This is a genomic window from Chthoniobacterales bacterium (assembly GCA_036569045.1).
Lineage (GTDB): Bacteria > Verrucomicrobiota > Verrucomicrobiia > Chthoniobacterales > JAATET01 > JAATET01.
This window is the reverse complement of sequence record DATCRI010000028.1, coordinates 31794-49881: the sequence shown is the minus strand read 5'-3', so window position 1 is coordinate 49881 and position 18088 is coordinate 31794. Positions and strand designations below refer to the sequence as shown.

General features: G+C 67.1%; 20 protein-coding genes. 12 read left to right on the top strand and 8 right to left on the bottom strand.

Annotated features, from left to right (window positions below):
* Window positions 1–10: 10 nt before the first annotated feature.
* A complete protein-coding gene (locus VIM61_05880) occupies window positions 11–757 on the bottom strand; it encodes an MIP/aquaporin family protein (GenBank protein HEY8899921.1) in 747 nt (248 codons plus the stop codon).
* Between the two features lie 106 nt (window positions 758–863).
* On the opposite strand from VIM61_05880, the gene pgm reads away from it, so the two are divergent.
* From pgm to VIM61_05850, 6 genes are all read left to right on the top strand, one after another.
* Window positions 864–2504 carry a phosphoglucomutase (alpha-D-glucose-1,6-bisphosphate-dependent) gene (pgm, locus tag VIM61_05875; GenBank protein ID HEY8899920.1) on the top strand — a complete coding sequence of 547 codons (1641 nt, stop codon included), beginning with the start codon at window positions 864–866 and terminating at the stop codon, window positions 2502–2504.
* A gap of 8 nt (window positions 2505–2512) precedes the next feature.
* On the top strand, window positions 2513–3073 hold the full coding sequence (locus VIM61_05870; protein HEY8899919.1) for a hypothetical protein: 561 nt from the start codon (window positions 2513–2515) through the stop codon (window positions 3071–3073).
* Between the two features lie 16 nt (window positions 3074–3089).
* A complete protein-coding gene (locus VIM61_05865) occupies window positions 3090–3224 on the top strand; it encodes a hypothetical protein (GenBank protein HEY8899918.1) in 135 nt (44 codons plus the stop codon).
* Between the two features lie 213 nt (window positions 3225–3437).
* Window positions 3438–4571: an aminotransferase class V-fold PLP-dependent enzyme gene (locus VIM61_05860; GenBank protein HEY8899917.1), complete on the top strand. Its 1134-nt coding sequence runs from the start codon at window positions 3438–3440 to the stop codon at window positions 4569–4571.
* Window positions 4568–4903 carry a hypothetical protein gene (locus VIM61_05855; GenBank protein HEY8899916.1) on the top strand — a complete coding sequence of 112 codons (336 nt, stop codon included), beginning with the start codon at window positions 4568–4570 and terminating at the stop codon, window positions 4901–4903. The genes VIM61_05860 and VIM61_05855 overlap by 4 nt, the downstream gene beginning before the upstream one ends.
* On the top strand, window positions 4900–5145 hold the full coding sequence (locus tag VIM61_05850; GenBank protein ID HEY8899915.1) for a DUF4926 domain-containing protein: 246 nt from the start codon (window positions 4900–4902) through the stop codon (window positions 5143–5145). The genes VIM61_05855 and VIM61_05850 overlap by 4 nt, the downstream gene beginning before the upstream one ends.
* Before the next feature lie 21 nt (window positions 5146–5166).
* On the opposite strand, the gene VIM61_05845 is transcribed toward VIM61_05850, so the two are convergent.
* On the bottom strand, window positions 5167–5583 hold the full coding sequence (locus VIM61_05845; GenBank protein ID HEY8899914.1) for a hypothetical protein: 417 nt from the start codon (window positions 5581–5583) through the stop codon (window positions 5167–5169).
* Window positions 5584–5585: 2 nt separating this feature from the next.
* On the opposite strand from VIM61_05845, the gene VIM61_05840 reads away from it, so the two are divergent.
* A complete protein-coding gene (locus VIM61_05840; protein HEY8899913.1) occupies window positions 5586–5852 on the top strand; it encodes a hypothetical protein in 267 nt (88 codons plus the stop codon).
* Window positions 5853–6558: 706 nt separating this feature from the next.
* Entirely contained in the window at window positions 6559–7359 is an 801-nt protein-coding gene (locus tag VIM61_05835; GenBank protein HEY8899912.1) for an HNH endonuclease, read from the top strand.
* 6 nt (window positions 7360–7365) lie between these two features.
* On the opposite strand, the gene VIM61_05830 is transcribed toward VIM61_05835, so the two are convergent.
* A complete protein-coding gene (locus VIM61_05830) occupies window positions 7366–8247 on the bottom strand; it encodes a DNA cytosine methyltransferase (protein HEY8899911.1) in 882 nt (293 codons plus the stop codon).
* Between the two features lie 219 nt (window positions 8248–8466).
* Entirely contained in the window at window positions 8467–9387 is a 921-nt protein-coding gene (locus VIM61_05825; GenBank protein HEY8899910.1) for a hypothetical protein, read from the bottom strand.
* 143 nt (window positions 9388–9530) lie between these two features.
* On the opposite strand from VIM61_05825, the gene VIM61_05820 reads away from it, so the two are divergent.
* Complete coding sequence (locus tag VIM61_05820; protein ID HEY8899909.1) at window positions 9531–10208, top strand: HAD family hydrolase; 678 nt, start codon at window positions 9531–9533, stop codon at window positions 10206–10208.
* A gap of 184 nt (window positions 10209–10392) precedes the next feature.
* Window positions 10393–12009, top strand: a complete 1617-nt coding sequence (locus VIM61_05815; protein HEY8899908.1) for a Na/Pi symporter — start codon at window positions 10393–10395, stop codon at window positions 12007–12009.
* A 5-nt stretch (window positions 12010–12014) separates the two neighbouring features.
* On the opposite strand, the gene VIM61_05810 is transcribed toward VIM61_05815, so the two are convergent.
* The 3 genes from VIM61_05810 to VIM61_05800 all read right to left on the bottom strand — a co-directional run bounded on the left by VIM61_05810 (window position 12015) and on the right by VIM61_05800 (window position 16028).
* A complete protein-coding gene (locus VIM61_05810) occupies window positions 12015–13625 on the bottom strand; it encodes an FAD-dependent monooxygenase (protein HEY8899907.1) in 1611 nt (536 codons plus the stop codon).
* Between the two features lie 64 nt (window positions 13626–13689).
* Entirely contained in the window at window positions 13690–14475 is a 786-nt protein-coding gene (locus tag VIM61_05805; protein ID HEY8899906.1) for a transglutaminase family protein, read from the bottom strand.
* Window positions 14472–16028, bottom strand: coding sequence for a hypothetical protein (locus tag VIM61_05800; GenBank protein HEY8899905.1), 1557 nt, complete (start codon window positions 16026–16028; stop codon window positions 14472–14474). The genes VIM61_05805 and VIM61_05800 overlap by 4 nt, the downstream gene beginning before the upstream one ends.
* Between VIM61_05800 and VIM61_05795 the strand changes: the two genes are divergently transcribed.
* Together VIM61_05795 and VIM61_05790 are read left to right on the top strand one after the other, a co-directional pair.
* Complete coding sequence (locus VIM61_05795; protein HEY8899904.1) at window positions 16027–16539, top strand: SufE family protein; 513 nt, start codon at window positions 16027–16029, stop codon at window positions 16537–16539. The genes VIM61_05800 and VIM61_05795 overlap by 2 nt on opposite strands.
* Window positions 16536–17312: a TatD family hydrolase gene (locus tag VIM61_05790; protein HEY8899903.1), complete on the top strand. Its 777-nt coding sequence runs from the start codon at window positions 16536–16538 to the stop codon at window positions 17310–17312. The genes VIM61_05795 and VIM61_05790 overlap by 4 nt, the downstream gene beginning before the upstream one ends.
* Here VIM61_05790 and VIM61_05785 read toward each other — a convergent pair.
* Window positions 17288–18085, bottom strand: a complete 798-nt coding sequence (locus tag VIM61_05785) for a tRNA threonylcarbamoyladenosine dehydratase (GenBank protein ID HEY8899902.1) — start codon at window positions 18083–18085, stop codon at window positions 17288–17290. The genes VIM61_05790 and VIM61_05785 overlap by 25 nt on opposite strands.
* Window positions 18086–18088 lie beyond the last annotated feature (3 nt).

Here is an 18088-nt window from a genome sequence, read left to right as displayed (position 1 = left end):
AGGCGGGGCGTTAAAACTTTCCGAGGGCAACGTAGGCGAGGGCGGCGAGCGCGCCACCCACGAGCGGGGCGACGACGGGGATCGCGGCGTAGCCCCAGTCGCTGCCGGCCTTGCCGGGGATGGGCAGGAGCGCGTGCGCGAGGCGGGGGCCGAGGTCGCGGGCGGGATTGATCGCGTAGCCGGTCGGGCCGCCGAGAGAGAGGCCGATCGCCAGCACGAGCAGCGCGATCGGGATGGCCCCCAGCGCGCCGAGGTTCATCGGCACCGCCGCGCCGCTCAGGGGCGCCGGCTCGAAGGCGCCCTTCATCGCGAGCGCGCCGAACACGAGCACGAACGTCCCGATCACCTCGCAGAGGAAATTCGCGGGCGCGCTGCGGATCGCCGGCGCGGTGCAGAAAATGGCGCGCTTGAGCTCCGCATCGTCGGTCACGCGCCAGTGCGGCAGATACGCGAGCCACACGACCACGGCCCCGGCGAAGGCGCCGAGCATCTGCGCGACGACGTAGCCCGGCACGTCGGCCCATGGGAACAGCCCCGCCGTCGCGAGGCCCACGCTCACCGCGGGATTCAGGTGCGCGCCGCTCACCCGCGCCACCACCGCCACGGCGAAGAAAACCGCCAGCCCCCAGCCGGTCGCGATCACCATCCAGCCGCCATTCTGGCCCTTGGACTTCGCAAGCAGCACGTTGGCCACCACGCCGTCGCCGAGAATGATCAACAGCATCGTGCCGACGAATTCGCCGAGCAGGGGGGTCACACGAAAAGCGTAAACCCGGCTCCCCGATTGTCCAGCCCGCGGGCGGCGATCCCCGCTCGCCAAGCCCCGCGCCGGGGCCTACCCTCGGCGAAACTTCGCTGATTCCATGAGCCTCAGTCCCCTTGCCGGAAAGCCCGCCCCCGCCTCCATCCTCGTCAACCTGCCCCGCCTCATCTCGGCGTATTACGCCGATCAGCCCGACGCCTCCGTGCCCGCGCAGCGCGTCGCCTTCGGCACCTCCGGCCACCGCGGCTCCTCGTTCAAGACCACGTTCAACGAAGGCCACATCCTCGCCATCGCCCAGGCCGTGGCCGAATACCGCGCCGGCGCGGGCATCACCGGCCCGCTCTTCCTCGGCATGGATACCCACCCGCTCTCCGAGCCCGCGTGGATCTCCACCCTCGAGGTGCTCGTCGCCAACGGCGTCACCGTCATGATCGACGCGCAGGATGGCTACACGCCCACGCCCGCCATCTCCCATGCCATCCTCGCCTGGAATGCCGGCAAATCCTCCGGCCTCGCCGACGGCATCGTCATCACTCCGTCGCACAATCCGCCCACCGACGGCGGCATCAAATACAACCCCACCAACGGTGGCCCGGCCGATACCGACATCACCGGCTGGATGGAAAAACGCGCCAACGAGCTGCTCGCCGGCGGGCTGAAGGACGTGAAGCGCACGACGCTCGCGCGGGCGAAGGCCGCCGCCACGAAGTTCGACTACATCGCGGACTACGTCGGCGACCTCGGCGCCGTCATCGACTTCGACGTCATCAAGGCCGCCGGCCTCCGTATCGGCGTCGACCCCATCGGCAATTCCTCCGTCGCCTACTGGCCCCACATTGCCGAGCGCTACGGCATCGACCTCACCGTCGTGAACGACGAGATCGACTTCACCTTCCGCTTCATGAGCGTCGACTGGGACGGAAAGATCCGCATGGACTGCTCCTCCCCCTACGCCATGGCCGGCCTCATCGGGCTGAAGGACAAGTTCGACATCGCCTTCGCGAACGATACCGACGCCGACCGCCACGGCATCGTCGCCCCGAGCTGCGGGTTGATGAACCCGAACCACTACCTCGCCGTCGCCATCAACTACCTCTTCGCGAATCGCCCCGGCTGGCCCGCTGGCGTTGGCATCGGCAAGACGCTCGTCAGCTCCAGCATGATCGACCGCGTCGCCGGCAAGCTCGGCCGCCCGCTCATCGAGGTCCCCGTCGGCTTCAAATACTTCGTCGACGGCCTCTTCGGCGGCACCCTCGGCTTCGGCGGCGAGGAAAGCGCCGGCGCCTCGTTCCTCAAGAAAGACGGCCGCGTGTGGTCCACCGACAAGGACGGCCCCATCCTCGGCCTCCTCGCCGCGGAAATCACCGCAAAGACCGGCCGCGACCCCGGCCAGCACTACCAATCGCTCACCGAGGAATTCGGCGCTCCCGTCTACGAGCGCATCGACGCCCCTGCCAACGCCGAGCAGAAAAAGATCCTCAAGGCCCTCTCGCCCGAGCAGGTGCCCGCCACCGAGCTCGCCGGCGAGCCCATCACCCGCATGCTCACGAAGGCCCCCGGCAACGGCGAAGCCATCGGCGGCCTCAAGGTCGAGAGCGCCAGCGGCTGGTTCGCCGCCCGTCCCTCCGGCACCGAGGACGTCTACAAGATCTACGCCGAGAGCTTCGTCGACGCCGCGCATTTGAAGCGCATCCAGACCGAGGCCCAGGAAATCGTCTCGCAGACCTTCGCCGCCGCGTAGCCCCGCCGATGGAAGACCCGCGCGACATCTTCCAGACCTGCGTGGATGCCGCTACCGCGGCCGGGCTCGATTTCCTCGTCATCGGCGGCCACGCCGTGAACGCGCACGGCTTCATCCGCACAACGACCGATTTCGACTTCCTTCTCGCAAGCCGCGACCTGCGGGCCTGGAGTGAAGTGCTGGAAAGCGCCGGCTACCGGCTCGTTGCGCCGGAGCGCCCGATCCGGGCCTTCGCGCAATTCGAACCGCGTGGGCCGGCCGGACTGCGAGTCGACCTCATGCTCGTGGACGACGCCACCCTCACGAAGCTCATTGCCAGCAGCGAATGGCTCGAGATCGGCCATCGTCGCGTGCGCGTGATCGGTGCGCTGCATCTCATCGCCCTCAAGCTCCACGCCCTGCAATCCCCGCACCGGGTCGAGGCGGGCGTCGACTACCTCGACATCACCCAGCTCATCCGCCTGAAACACATTGACATCTCCAGCCCGGAATTCGAACAGATGCTGAATCGGTATGCCTCGCCCATCATCCGCGAACGCCTCCAGCGCGACTTCGAGCCACCTCTTTGACCTCGACCTCCTCGTCGTGCGCGAAGAGGAAGCTCCGCTGCCGGCTCCCGCGCCGTCCTACGAGCTCATGCTGGCCCACGCCCGCTTCCTGCTGGAGTCTGGCCTGGCGGCAAATCGCCCGCCCAATCCCGAGCCCTTCGTGCTCGACTAGGGCCCGCCGCCAACGGTTGCCCCCCTACACCGGAGTCGCCGGCGCCGGTTCCTCGGCGGACTGCGTCGCGTCCTCCAGCAGGCTTTGCTGCATGTAGAGGCCGAGCTTCTCCGGCTGGCCCTTCTCGTGGCGCGCGATCGCGAGGAGATTTTGGGGGCGGTAAGGCAGTTTCCTTGTTCCGTTTCGGAAGTTCCGCGAATCTCCGATTCCTCAATGATCTACCTCGACCACAACGCGACCACGCCCGTGCTCCCGGAGGTGGTCGAGGCCATGATGCCCTACTTCCGCGAGGAATGGGGTAATCCTTCGAGCAGCTATCGATTTGGCTCGAAGCTCAGGAAGGCTCTGGAAACGGCCCGGGAGCAGGTTGCCGACTTCATTGGGGCGCACCCGTTGGAGATTATTTTCACGAGCGGCGGCACCGAGAGCGATAACACCGCCCTCCACGCCATGCTGCGAGCCGACTTGACGAAGCGGCACCTCATCACCTCCGCCGTCGAGCATTCGGCCGTGTTGAGTTTTTGCCGCGGGTTGGAAGAGATGGGATTCCGCATCACGTATCTGCCTGTCGATCGCGACGGACTGTTATCGCTCACCGACCTGGAAGCAGCCATCACGCCCGACACGGTCGGCGTCTCGCTGATGGCGGTGAACAACGAGACAGGCGTCCTTTTCCCGACCGAGGAAATTGCGGCGATTTGCCGCGAGCGCAGCGTGCTCTTCCACTGCGATGCCGTGCAGTCGGTGGGCAAGATGCCGCTCAATGTAAAAAGCCTGTCCGTCGACTACCTCGCGCTCTCCGGCCACAAGATCGGCGCACCGAAGGGCATTGGCGCGCTCTACGTGCGGCGCAAGGCGCCGTTCACGTCTTTCGTAAGTGGTGGACACCAGGAACGCGGCCGTCGCGGCGGCACCGAGAATGTCGCCTTCGTCGCCGGCCTCGGCGTCGCTGCCGCCCATGCGCGGAAGAAACTCGATGCCTTCGCCCGCACCGTGCTCCCGTTGCGCGATGCATTGGAAACTGACATCCTCGCCGCCGTGCCGGGATCGACGCGCAATGGCCATGCCGACCGCCGTCTCGCCAACACGACGAACCTCCACTTTCCCGGCCTCGACAGCGAGGCCCTGCTCCTGCTGCTCGATCAAGCTGGCATCTGCGCGAGCAGCGGCTCCGCCTGCCTCGCGGATTCGCCCGATCCCTCGCACGTGATCGCCGCCATGAAGCCCGGAGCCGCCGCCCACGAGAGTATTCGTTTCTCGCTCGGCGTCACGAATACGATGGCGGAGGTTCAAGAGACGATCAGCGCTGTCAGCCGCATTGTCGGCAGCCTGGAAACCGCGCGATGAAGCTCCCGAAAGACGCCATCATCGACCCGCGCAAGATTACTCACTATCTGCTCGTGCGACGTGCCAACGGAGACAAAAGCCGTTTCCTTGCTCTGGCGGGTTACGACAGCGACCATGCCGACCGGCTCATTGCAGACCTTCGCGAGCAGATCCTGCCGCTCGATGCCGAAGTGCTGGAGAGCACCGAGCATGGGCAGTTTTATCAAATCCGGACCTCGCTCACCGGACCTACTGGCCGGATGCTGCGAGTTCGCACGATCTGGATGACGGAACATTTGTCGCGCCAGACGAAGTTTGTTACCTTGGTCCCGGACAAAGCACCGACCGCATGAAGTTCGAACTCTATACCGACGCCGCGCTTGCCCGGGATCTTCCCACGGATGGCCTCTGTGCCGGCGATGTGGTGAAGATCGTGGATCATCACCCGATGGGAGATACCGAGGACGGCTATTCCATCGAGGTATTCAACGCCCTTGGGGACACGATTGCCGTGACTTCCGTGCCGGAATCCTGGCTGGAGCCGCTTCTTTCCAACGAAGTGCTCAGCGTCCGCCGGCTGGTTGCGGCGGCGTAGGATTCGCCCTGCCCGCCCCCCCTACACCGGGGTCGCCGGCGCCGGTTCCTCGGCGGACTGCGTCGCGTCCTCCAGCAGGCTCTGCTGCATGTAGAGGCCGAGCTTCTCCGGCTGGCCCTTCTCGTGGCGGGCGATCGCGAGGAGATTGTCGAAAAGCTGCTCGCGCAGCGCGTCCGCCGCCTCCCGGCGATTCCCCGAGGCATCCGTCGACACGCCCTTCTTCGCCACCTGCTCGCCGCGCAGCGTCGCCCATTCCCCCTGCAACGTCGTCAGCCCCGCCACATCCGCCGTGCCGATCGTCGCCGCATACGGCGCCAGCCGCGCGAGCAGCGCCACCAGCTTCCCGTTCAACGCATCCAGCGTCGCCTCGCGGAACTCCTTCAGCCCGCCCGGCAGCAGCTCCACATAACGTCGCCGAAGTGCGCGGGAATCGCGCATGGATGAGGCCCTCCAGCTGGCTGAGCTTTTCGAAAATCGCCTCCCGCTTCGCCGTCGTCGCCGCCGTGCGCGCCTGGCGGATCGCCCCTGCCGTATCCTCCGCGGAGATCGTGCCCGACAGCGCCGTGAACAGCGCATCCGTCGCCGCGATCGCCTCGTTGAACATCCCGCCCGGGTTCTGCCCCGTGAGCTTGCCGAGGTGGTCGGCCGTGAAGGCCACGAGTTCGTCGATGCTGATCTCCTTCGAGTCGAAGGGGTTCGAAAGGTAACGCTTGAGGTCTCCAAAGGCGGCAAATTTTAGAGGATACGACCTTCGCAATTCGCCGGCGGCCGCCTCGCCGGAGTCCTCACGAATGCCCATTCGTCTATAGCCAGAAAAGAGGACTGGCAACCAAAATACGGGAGCGGACGATACGGGAATGTCAGGGGAAGATCAGAAGTCGCCCCCGCTTTGCTCGCGACTTCCGGGGCGTTCGCTCCCGCCGCCCCGTTTGTTTGCCCGCCGGAGGACGGCTTCCGGGTTCTCAGAAGCCCTCCCTACCCGCTTGAGACGGCATTCCGAGTTTTCAGAATGCCATCTCACACGAGAGGTGGAGCATTCCGAGTTTTCGGAATGGCATCCCACACGAGTGGCGGAGCATTCCGAGTTTTCGGAATGGCGTCCCACACCAGAGATGGAGCATTCCAGGTTCTCACACGAGAGGTGGAGCATTCCGAGTTTTCGGAATGGCGTCCCACACCAGAGATGGAGCATTCCAGGTTCTCGGAAGGGCGTCCCACACGAGAGATGGAGCGTTCCGGGTTCTCGGAATGCCCCGTCAACCGCCGGCCGGCCCCTTCCGAGAAGTCAGAATGGCCCGCCGCAACCGCCGCGCCACCCGCTGCCAATGCTTCGCCGCAAGGTCGCACTCCCGAGGCGCCCAGATGCGAATCACCCATCGACAAAAAGCGCCCCGCCTTTCAATCTCCGCTCCGATGGCCACGCCCCGACGCCGTTGGACTCGCGACGAATTGCTTGTCGCGCTGAATCTCTACCACAAGCTCACGTTCGGGCAGTTTCACGCGCGACAGCCGGCTATCATCGCCCTCGCGGAAAAGTTGGGCCGCACGTCCGACAGCGTTGCGATGAAGCTCTGCAACTTCGCATCCCTCGATCCGGCCTTGCAGATGCGCGGCATTCGCGGGCTCGCTGGCGCGAGCAACCTCGACCGTCAGATGTGGCAAGAGTTTCACGACAACTTGGGCGAGACCGTTCCCGCGAGCGAAGAGATGCTGCGGAAGCTCTTCGCCACGCCGGCCAACGCGACTCTCGAAGTCGTGCCTAAGACGGGCATCCGCGTCCGGCGAAATCCGCCCGCAGGACCTACGGACGTCACCGTCACGGTGAAACAACGCCGTGGGCAGGAGTATTTTCGCAACGCCGTGCTGAACAACTTCGGTGGCCGTTGCGGGGTCACGCAGCTCGCCATCCGCGAGCTGCTCGTCGCCTCGCACATCCTTCCGTGGAGCGTGGCCGAGAACGAGCGGCTGAACGTGAGAAATGGCCTCTGCCTATCGAGGTTGCACGACGCGGCCTTCGATCTCGGATTGATTGCCTTCGACCAAGATTTGCGCCTCCTGCTTTCCCCGCGTCTGAAGGGCGAACTCGCCCAGCGAAGCGTGCAGGAAAACTTTGGCGCGTTTGTCGGCGAGCCGCTGCGGCTCCCCGAAGACGCCGCCCTGCCGGACGAAAAGTTCCTCGCGACGCACTACGCAACGATCTTCAAGAAGTCGTAGCTTCCTCTACGAACTGCGAAAATACCGCACGAGCTCCCGCCCGATCCATTCGCCGACGGGCACGCTCACGCCGTTGCCGATCATGCGGTAGGCGTCGCGCGAGGTGCCGGTGAAGCGGAAGCTGTCGGGCACTCCTTGGAGCCGAGCGTATTCGCGGACGCTGTAAGGGCGCACGCCGCGCGGGAAGCGGCGGTCGACAACGAGGCGCGTGGAGACGTCCTTTGCGTAATGCGCGACGCAAGTCGGGGCGAGGTCGCCGCGCGAGGGATCGCTGATGATGGGTTTGTCGCGGTAGGCACCGTCGAGGCGCTTTGCGACGTAGCTGGGGATTTCGACTTCCGGTTCGTCTTCGAGGATTTCGGCGAGGGTGACGCGATGGCCTGCTTCGGGTGGGCGCCACGTGAAGGGCCGCCGCGTGCCGAGGATGATGAGGCGGTCGCGGCGTTGCGGGAGCCACGTTTGCGTGGAGACGGGGCAGAAGACGTTGATGAAATAGCGGGGCAGCGCGGTCATCGCCTCCATCACGACGGGAAACTTCCGCATGCCGGGCACGTTCTCGATGACGTAGGCCTCGGGCTCGCGGATGGCGATGTGGCGGAAGAAGTGGAGAAAGAGGTCTTCGCCGGTGCGGGTGCCGTGGATGTCGGCGATGGGCGAGTAACGCGTGCAGGGATAGGTGGCGATCATCACGTCGCAGGGCTTCTCGGCGGCGACGAGCTTCGCGCGGATGTCTCCCTCGACCGTTTCGTGTGAGAAGTTGAGTCGCTGCGTGGCGCAGCACACGGAATCGATCTCGAAGCTCTGCTGAATTTCCACGCCGCCGAGGCGCAGGCCGATGTCCATCAACCCCGCGCCGGAGAAGTAGCTGTTGGCGACGGGAGCGGTCATCGACGGACGATGAGTGAAAACGGCGCCGCCGTCTGTGGACGATCGGCTACAATTTGGCGGGTCGGTATGCGGGCGGGGAGTCTTCGACATGCGCCGAAGACTGGCGCGTCATGGACGATCGGTCCTTAGACGATGAGTCAAGTTGTGGGACCTATGCCCTTAGAGGAACCCACGTTCTCACGAGAAGTGTTCCGCGCCTCGAAATCGTTGTTTTTAGAGTTAGGGGCTGAGGCGAAAGACTGTCTTCGAAAGGAAGCCGGCTAGGCCGAAGAGTCGTCGGCCGTCGGTTCCCAGCATTTGCACGGAGTCGATATCCAACACTTTCCGAGGACGCTTCGAGATTTGCCAAATGCCGTCCGGATTTGCGCCGAAGATTTTGCCATTGCGCAGGACGACAATCTCGCCGGGCCGGCCTCCGTTGTAGCTTTGGAAATTCACGATCGTTCGCATCGCTCCGGTCGATGGGTTGAACTCCGTGATGCTGCCGTAGCCGTATCGCCCGCCATAGGCAGTGATCCCGAGTAGGGCGCGTGGGCCGGGCACAGTCCACGAGAACCAGTTCTCGGTGATCAAGGTCGAGGCCGTCCCGTCGAAGCGGTAAAGCCAACCAAGGTAGTTTTTCGCGGCATACAGGTTGCCCCGAAGAATCACCGCTGAAGCGATGACTGGAAGGGGAAAGAGCTCCAACGTTCGGCCCCGCAACCGGTAGGCGCCGTTGGCGCAAGCACCGTAAATGGTTTTCCCACTCACGAAGAGGGTCCTCGGAGCTCCGAAGGCTTCCGGGAAGTGGGCTAATATCCGGAAGCGCTTTCCACGCAGTTCGAAGACGGTTCCCGAGCCGTATCGCCCGCCTGCGTCCGTGATTCCGACCACCGCCTTCCGAGTCGTGACAAACTCCGCTGGGTGTTTGCCTCCATAGCCGTTGAAGACATGGATCGTGCGTTTCTTTCCGTTCTCAAGGATCTGGATTTGGCCGCAGTCGAATTTCCCGGCACTCCCGTCGGCGATGTAGACGGCGTCACCCGATCGAGAGACCGGAGCAACGGCCGTGGCGGTGTATGGAACTGTCCCGAGCTTCTTGTAGCTGGCCGCGAAAGACGTTGAGCACCCAATAGCCAGACAAAGAACTACCCAACGCATGCTTGTCTTCAATAGAAGGGCGATATGAGCCAATCAAGCTACTCCTGCCTCGGCTGATAAAGGGGTGGGGTATATTTCGCCTTATCCGTCCGGCCTGTGTTCCGGGTTTGCCTCGGTGCGGGTGGGGGCCTAGGGTCGGCGCCATGAGCAAGCCTCCCGAGCCGGTTGTCTTTCTGTTCGATATCGATAATACGCTGCTCAACAACGACCGGGTGACCGAGGATATGCGGCACCACCTCACGCGGCACTTTGGGACGGCGGTGAGCCAGCGGTATTGGGAGATCTTCGAGGAGCTGCGGGTGGAGCTGGGCTATGCGGATTACCTCGGGGCGCTGCAGCGCTACCGGGTGAGCGACATGCGGGATGCGCGGCTGCTGCGGCTCTCTTCGTGGCTGGTGGATTACCCGTTTGCGAACCGGTTGTTCCCGGGCTCGCTGGATGCGATCCAGCACTGCAAGAAGTGGGGGACGGTGGCGATCCTCTCGGATGGCGATGCGGTGTTCCAGCCGCGGAAGGCGGAGCGCTCGGGGCTGTTCGAGGCGGTGGTGCGCAATGTGATGATCTACATCCACAAGGAGGAGGAGCTGGACCACGTGGAGCGAATCCACCCGGCGAAGCATTACGTGATGATGGATGACAAGTTGCGCATCCTGACGGCGATGAAGGCGATCTGGGGCGACCGGCTGACGACGGTGTTCGTCCGCCAGGGCCATTACGCGCACGAGCCGGGGATCGAGGAGAAATACCCGCCGGCGGACCTCACGATCGACCGCATCGACCAGCTCACGGAGCACGATTTCTCGCACCTGGTGAGGGAGTGAGGTTTCACCGCAGAGGACGCAGAGAGCGCGGAGGAAGGCGGATGCCTTTGACGAATGGGGCGAAGGAGTTCTCTCGCTTTCGGTCTTCCCGGGGGGGCGGCGTGGCGGAGTTGCTGATGCGAAGCCCGGCGCGGTCGTCTTTCTTCGTGTCCTCGGCGGTCTCTGCGGCTAAGTCATTCTCCTTATGCACGGGCTGAGTGCGCTGATTCTCGGGCTGGGGCTGTTTTTCCTCGGGATCCAGCTCGTGGGCGAAAACCTGCGCCGGCTTTCGGGGCCGAGCTTCCGGCGGGCGATCCACCGGGTGAGCGAGCGGCCGGTGCTGGCGGGGCTGACGGGCATGGGCTTTGGCGCGCTGATGCAGAGCGCGACGGCGGTCACGTTCATCGTGGCGGGCATGGTGCGCAGCGGGTTCGTGACGGCGCGGGGCGCGGCGCCGGTGATCCTTTGGTGCAACGTGGGCCTGACGGCGCTGGCGTTCATCGTGACGCTGGATATCCACCCTTACGTGGCCTACCTCGTGGGCGCGGCGGGCATTTTCTCGGGGACGGTGAGGCAGCCGCGGTGGCGGGCGGCGGCGGGGGTGCTGCTGGGCGTGGGCCTGGTGCTCTTCGGGCTCGAGAGCATGGGCGACGGGGCGGCGCCGCTGCGGAACGAGGCGTGGTTTCAACACATGCTGGCGGCGACGGTGGATGCGCCGCTGGTGGCGTTTGCGATCGGCGTGCTGGTGGCGGCGATCCTCCAGTCGAACACGGGCGCGGCGATGCTGATCATCACGCTGGCGGGGGTGGGGTCGTTCTCGCCGGAGCAGGCGGCGATGCTGATCTACGGGACGAACCTCGGGGCGATCGCGCTGCGGGTGTTCCTCGCGTGGAATCTGGACCGGCCGTCGAAGCGGCTGGTGCGGTTCGAGGATGTCTTCTGCGCGTGGAGCGGGCTGCTGATGGCGGGGCTGTTCCTCGTCGAGAAGGCGGGCGTGCCGCTGGTGCTGGCGGCGGTGGAGCACGCTGGCGTGGGGCCGAAGCTGGAGCTGGCGCTGGTGTTCCTGCTCTCGAATCTGCTGCCGGCGAGCGTGATGGCGCTGGCGATCGGGCCGGTGATGCGGCGGCTGGAGGCGTGGCTGCCGGGCGAGTCCTCCGCCGAGCTGGCGGCGCCGAAGTTTCTCTCCGACGGTGCGCTGGACGACCCGACGACGGGCGTGGAGCTGATGGCGAAGGAGCTGTCGCGGTTACTGGTGGCGGTGCACGTGCACCCGGTGAAGGCGGAGATTGGCGAGGATGGCGAGCCGATCGGCGACGCGGCGTTTGGCCAGCTGAGCGCGACGATCGAGCAATACGGCGCGCGGCTGGCGGCGGGAAATTCGCTGAGCGAGCGGGAGGCGTATTTGCTGCACTTGCTGCGCGCCGAGCTGTCGCTGGTGCGGTATTTCGAGGACTCCGTGCGGGAGTTCAACGACGCGCTTTTCGAGGTGCGGGAGCGGGACGACCTGCGGGACGCGGTTTACACGCTCAAGCACGGGCTGCACGAACTCATCCGGGCGGCGCGGCGGGCGGCGGAGGAGCGCAGTCCGGAGGCGGTGGAGAAATTGCGGGCGCTGACGAAGCGGCGCGGCGACTACGTGAAGGCGCAGGTGGACCGGGCGAAGGCGCAATCCGCCGCGCCGGAGGTCGCGGCGCTGGCCGATGCCTTCGAGCTGGGCGCGTGGATGCTGCATCGCCTCTCGAAGGTGCTGGCGCGGGCGGCCGAGGGGCCATCTGCGGAGAAGGCGGCGAAGCCGGCCGAGGCGAAGGACGCCGCGGACTGACGGGGCTACGCGACGGCGGGGCCGCCGCCGAGGATCGTGGCGAGCGCCGACGGCAGGGCGTCGCTGGACGTGAGTCGCGCGCCGACCACGCCATCGGGCCGCACGAGCACGGCCTCGCCGGGAGCCAGCCCGTAGATGCTGGCAAACGCGCCGTCGACGTCGCGGAGCCCCGCGGCACCAATGCCGTGGATCTCGAGCCCGTAGCCGCCGGGAAGCGGGGTGTCGGCGCGCCAGGGCGCGGGATCGCCCGCGACGAGGAGCACGAAGTCGTGGCCGAAAAGATCGAGGCAGGAGAACGTCTGTTCGCCGTCGCCGAGCCGGCAATGCGGCGCGCGCCGGCCCGGAAGCGCCGAGGGCGTGTAGGCGTCGATGCCGCACTGCGGCGCGGCCTGCGCGGAGGGCACGAGGGCGCCCTGCCGATAGGCAAAGCCGAGGTCGAGCCCCAGGCCGCCGCCGCCGCGGCGACTGCCGGCGACGAGCTCCCGCACGCGGGCGTAATCGCCGGCAAGGCCGGCTTCGAGGATCGTCCATACCTCTTTGCCGAAATCGTTCGATGTCGAGAAGGTCTCCATCACATGGCCGCGGCGTTCGGTATCGTAGCTGTCGAGCAGACTGGCGGGCGCGCCGCGCAGGACGGCGGCAAGTTTCCAGGCGAGATTGTGCGCGGACTGCAGGCCGGTGTTCATGCCGAGGCCGCCGGCGGGCGAGAGGCGGGCCGCGGCGTCGCCCGTGAGGAACACGCGGCCCTTGCGGAAGGCGTTCGCGATTTTCGGGCTCATCACCCATTGGGTGACGCCGAGCACTTCCACCGGCACCTCGGGCAGGCCGGAGGCCTCGCGCACGATGTCGGCGAGCCGCTCGGGCGGGTAGTCCGCGGGATCTTCGCCCGGCTGGAGGAAGTGGTGCATGAGCCAGAGGTCGTCGCCATTGATGGCCACGAAGACCTCGAAGAGATCCTTGCGAAGCAGGTGGTGCAGCACGGCCCGGCGCTCGCGCAGAGACGCGCCGTAGGGCGCGCGGAAGCAGGTATTCAGGAAGTGGCCGAGGTCGCCCGGCCCGATGGCCTCGATGCCGAGGGACCGCCGCATCGGGCTGCCGGCGCCGTCGGCCGCGACGACGTAGCGGGCCGCGACGGGAAACGTCGCGTCGGACGGGCTGCGCCGGATCTGGAGCCGGACGCCGTCGGCGGTCTCCTCGTGGGAGAGCACGTCGTGATCGAAGAAGACGCCGGCCGTCGCCTCGGCCGCCAGCGCTTCGCGAAGCACGCGCTCGGTGACGGTCTGCGGGCAGTGGAGCCCGGGATAGGGCACGACCGAGGGATCGTCCGGCCGCCACGGCACGTGGCCGTGGATCTCGCCGGCAAGCGAGGTTTCCCAGATCGCGAGGTCGTAGTCGCCGGGTCGGAGATGGGAGACCTCCATGGCGTCGCGAATCCCGAGCTGCTGGAAGATTTCCGACGTGCGCCGGCTGATCGCCATGGCGCGGGGGTGGTCGAGCGGCTCCGCGCGGCGCTCGAAGACCGCGCAGCGAATGCCGCGGCGGGCGAGGACGAGCGCGGTGAGCAATCCGCAGGGGCCGGCGCCGATGATCGCGACCTCGGGGTCCGTGGTCCTCATTGGAAATCCTGCGGGCCCATGCCGGGGGAGGTTCGCGCGTGGCGGCGGCGATGGCAAGCGGGGATCAGCCCTTGTGCGGGCCGATATCCACCTTGATGTCGCTCAGCTGGAGCTGGCCGAACTGCGTGAGCAGGGCGACGTCCGCGGCATCGCGGCCGTAGGCGATGGCGATGCGGTTGCCTTTCGGTTCGGACTGGGTGGCGTCGAACGTATACCAGCGCGTGCCGACGTAGGCCTCGAACCACGCGTGGAGGTCCATGGGATCGAGCTCGTGGAGGAAGCCGCAGACGAAGCGCGAGGGGATGTTGATGGCGCGGCAGAGGGCGATGCCGAGGTGGGCCATGTCGCGGCAGACGCCGGTGTGAGATTCCGCCGTCACGCGCGCGGAGGTCGAGGCGTCGCTCGTGCCGTATTGGTAGGTGACGTTCTGGTGAATCCAGCGGGTGATGGCTTCGACCTGCTGGTAGCCGGGCGGGAGGTTCCCGATGATGGAGTGGGCGAGCTGGCCGAGCTGGTCGGACTCGCAGTAGCGGCTGGGCAGGAGAAACTTGAGGATGGGGTCGGGCAGCAGCTCGACGGGGACGAACGTGGCCTCGGGATCGACGTCGATCGTGTCGGAGGTGTCGACGGTGCAGCTGGCCTCGAGCGAGAACGGGCCGGTCGGCAGGACGACGCGCTGGCAGAGGTTGCCGAAGTCGTCCGTGTATTCGGACATGGGGACGTGCGGCTCGATCACGTATTCCTCGCGCATCACCCACTGCCCCCAGCCGCTGCGCGGGCGGAGCATGAAGATCACGGGAACGGGCGAGGTGGCTTCGAGCGAGAGTCGGCAGTGAGCGTCGAGGATCATGGCATGGGAGTCGGTGATGCGGTGGACTCCTCTTTTCGCTCGGGGGTGGGGGATTGGCCGGGTGAATTCTCGTTAAAAGACGGAGGAGGGATGACGAGCGGAGCGCTGGCGTCGGGCTTCAGGGTCTGCGGCGCCAGTTTGATGGCTCCGTCGGTGGGATTCTGGATCTTCAGGCCGCCGGTGACATGGACGCGGGAGAGGAGGCCGGCGAGCTGCGGCTCGAGATTTCTCCAGAGGGCCTGCGCGACGCCGGTGGGCAGGTCGAGGGCGCCGAGGGTGACGCTGGAAACAACGAGCGGCGGCGTCACGCCGGGGGGGCGGAAGTCGAGGGTGTAGCGGATGATCCATTCGCGATCCGTGCTGCGGAGGAGCTCGAACAGGAACAGGCGATCGGGCAGAAGGCGGACGGCGATGGCCTCGCGGGTGGCGGCCCAGCCGGTGGGGTTCGCGGCGCGTTCGATCCGGAGAAACCGCGCGAGGAAGGTGTTCACCGCGGCCTCGGAGAGCGTCTGGCTGTCCGCGGGCGTGGCGGAGTCGGCCGCGGCCTCGAGGGCGAGGAGCACGGGTTGCAGGTCCGCCGGGGTGGATTCCGTCGGAAGCCCGGAGGGTGTGCGCGTGGCAAGGAAGAAGAGGGCGGCGGGATAGCCCGGGCCGCCGACGAGCAGGGCGACGCCGACGGCCCGCATGGCGATGCGGCGCCGCGCGAAGACGATGAGGCCGATGCCGACGAGCATCGCGACGCCGGCGGAGATCGCGGCATTCCGGGCGAGGCCCTGAATGGCGTCCGCGGGCAGGGCGACGGCGCTGATCGTGAGGTCCGCGAGGCTGCGCTGGAAGGCGGCTTCGCGCTCGGCGCGGGCGCGTTCGGCGACCTGCTCCTTCGTGATCCACGCGCCGTTCTCGTAGACTTCGCCGGCTTTCAATCGCTCGAGATGCGCGCGGAAGGGCTTTCCCCAGGCATCGATGCGCGGGGCGGCGGCGGGATTCTCGGCGCGCACGGCCTCCGCGGCGGCAAGCAGGCCGTCGAGGGCCTCGGCGGTGTAACCGGCGCCGGGATCGTAAACGGAGGAGGTGGCGGCCTGGATGCGCGCCTCGGCCGCACTTTTCTCGGCGGCGAGGGCGTCGGCCCGGCGTTTCTGCTCGGCGCGCAGGCGGGCGGCTTCTTCGCCGAGCATCTTCTTCACCGAGGGCATGTTGCGTGCGGCGAGCTCGTATTGGGTGGCGAGAACGCCGATGTCGATGGTGTTCGCGACGGCGAGCTGCTCGTCGGTCAGCCAGGCCAGCTGGCCGGCGACGGTGCGGGCCTGCACCATGGCGCGGCCGCCCTTCGTATTCACGAGCAGAAGCACGGCGCCCTGCTGCTGGAACGAGGTGGTGCGAATCGCGCTGACGACGCCGTCGGGGCCGCGGATGAGAAAGACGAGATTGCGGACGGTGGGGCCGTTCGCGGCCGCGGGAGGCGCGCCGGCAGGGACCTGGGCGCGAACGCCGATCGGAGCGACCAGAAGCAGGAGCGCGCTGGCGAGGAGCAGGGGGGCGGCGAATCGCATCATGCTGCGGAGCAGTCTGCGCGCTAGCCAACCCGAGATTCGCAGCCGCTGCAAGCCCGGGACGGATTTCCTGCCTGTCGGGAGCGGGGCGACGCGCTATCGTGCGGGGGTGACGCTTGCGGAAAAACAAACGGCGTGGACCGAAAAATACCGGCTCGTGCCCGATCCCCAGGAGCGGCTGGCCGCGATCGTGGGGCGGAAGTCGCGGCTGGAGCCGCTGACCGACGCGGAGCGGATCGACGCGAACCTTGTGCCCGGCTGCGTCTCGCGCGTGTGGCTGGCTGGCGAGGTGGCCGGCGGAGCATTGCGATTGCGGCTGGATGCGGAGGCGGGAATCGTGCGCGGGCTCGCGGCGTTTCTTGCGGAGTTCTACGACGGGGCGGAGGCGGCCGAGGCCGCGCATTTCCAGCCGACGCTGCTCGAGGACCTCGGCATTGCGCGGGTGCTTTCGCCGACGCGACTGCACGGCCTCGGGAAGGTCTGCGAGCGGATCCGCGCGCTCTCGGCGACATGAAGATCTTCGACGCCCACAACCACCTGCAGGCGGCGGAGCTCACGCCGTGGCGCGACGCCTTTCTCGCGAGCGGTGCGGTGGCGGGAATGGTCGTGAACGGCACGAGCGAGGCGGACTGGGCCGCGGTGGCGGAGCTGGCGGCGGCGCACGCGGGGATTCGCGCGAGCTATGGCGTGCATCCCTGGCGGGTCGACGAGGTCTCGGCGGAATGGCGGGAGCGACTGAGCGCGCGGCTGGATGGCGGAGGCGTCGTGGGGGAGATCGGGCTCGATCGGTGGAAGACCGATCGGAATTTCGACCGGCAGCTGGAGATTTTCCGGTGGCAGTTGGGGGAGGCGGCGCGGCGCGGATTGCCGGTGACGATCCATTGCCTGCGGGCGTGGGGCGCGTTGAACGAGGTGCTGCACGAAGCAACGGCGCCCCCGTTCCTCCTGCATGCGTATGGCGGGCCGGTCGAAATGGTGCGCGGCTTTGTCGAGCGCGGCGGGTATTTCTCGTTCTCCGGATCGTTCCTCGCGGCGAATCGGGAGCGGAAGCGGGAGGCGTTCCTCGCGGTGCCGCTCGATCGGCTGCTGGTGGAGACGGATGCGCCGGACATGCCGCTGCCGGAGGAACTCGACCAGTTCGCGGCGCGATCCGCGACGGGCGAGCGGGTGAACCATCCCGGCAATCTCGGCGCGGTCTACGCGGGGCTGGCGGAGTTGCGCGGGATGCCGGTCGCGGAGCTCGCGGGGCCGGTGGCCGGGAATTATGCGAGGCTTTTTGGCTCCTGAACCAATCGGCGGACGACCTCGCCGGCAGCGACGAACCCGAAGGCCCCGGTGACGAAGCACGCCGCGCCGAAGCCGGTGGCGCAGTCCATCTTGAGCGACGAATCCGGCTCGGGCGTGGCGCAGACGCGGCCGTCGCTCCACGGGTAGGCCGGAGGCTCGCTCGAGAGCACGGCGGGGACGTCGTAGAAATTGCCGTTGCCGCCCGGCCAGCCGTAGTGCTGCCGGAGTTTGCGGCGGACCTGGCGGAGAAGCTCATCGCCGCCGGCCTCGGCGAGATCGACGCAACGAATGCGGGTCGCGTCCGCCCGGCCACCCGCCCCGCCGACGGTGAGGGCGGGAATGCCGCGCGCCCGGGCGGTGCCGAGGATGGCGGCCTTCACGGACATGCGATCGGTGGCGTCCACGACGAAGTCGAACGGGCCGTCGAGCAGGCGGGCGGCATTCGATTCGGTGAGGAATTCGCAGACGGGAGTGACGGCGCAGCCGGGATGAATGTGGGCGATGCGCTCGGCGAGGACGGCGACCTTCGCCTGGCCAACGGTGGAGGTGAGGGCGGGGAGCTGGCGGTTGACGTTCGTGATGCAGATGTCGTCCATGTCGACGAGCGTCAGCGCGCCGACGCCGGAGCGCGCGAGGGCTTCGACGGTCCACGAGCCGACTCCGCCGACGCCGACCACGACGACATGGGAGCGGGCGAGCCGGGCAACGGCCCCGGCGCCGAGCAGGCGGCCGAGGCTGGCGAAGCGGGGATCCGGCGTGGTGAACGTGCTCACGGA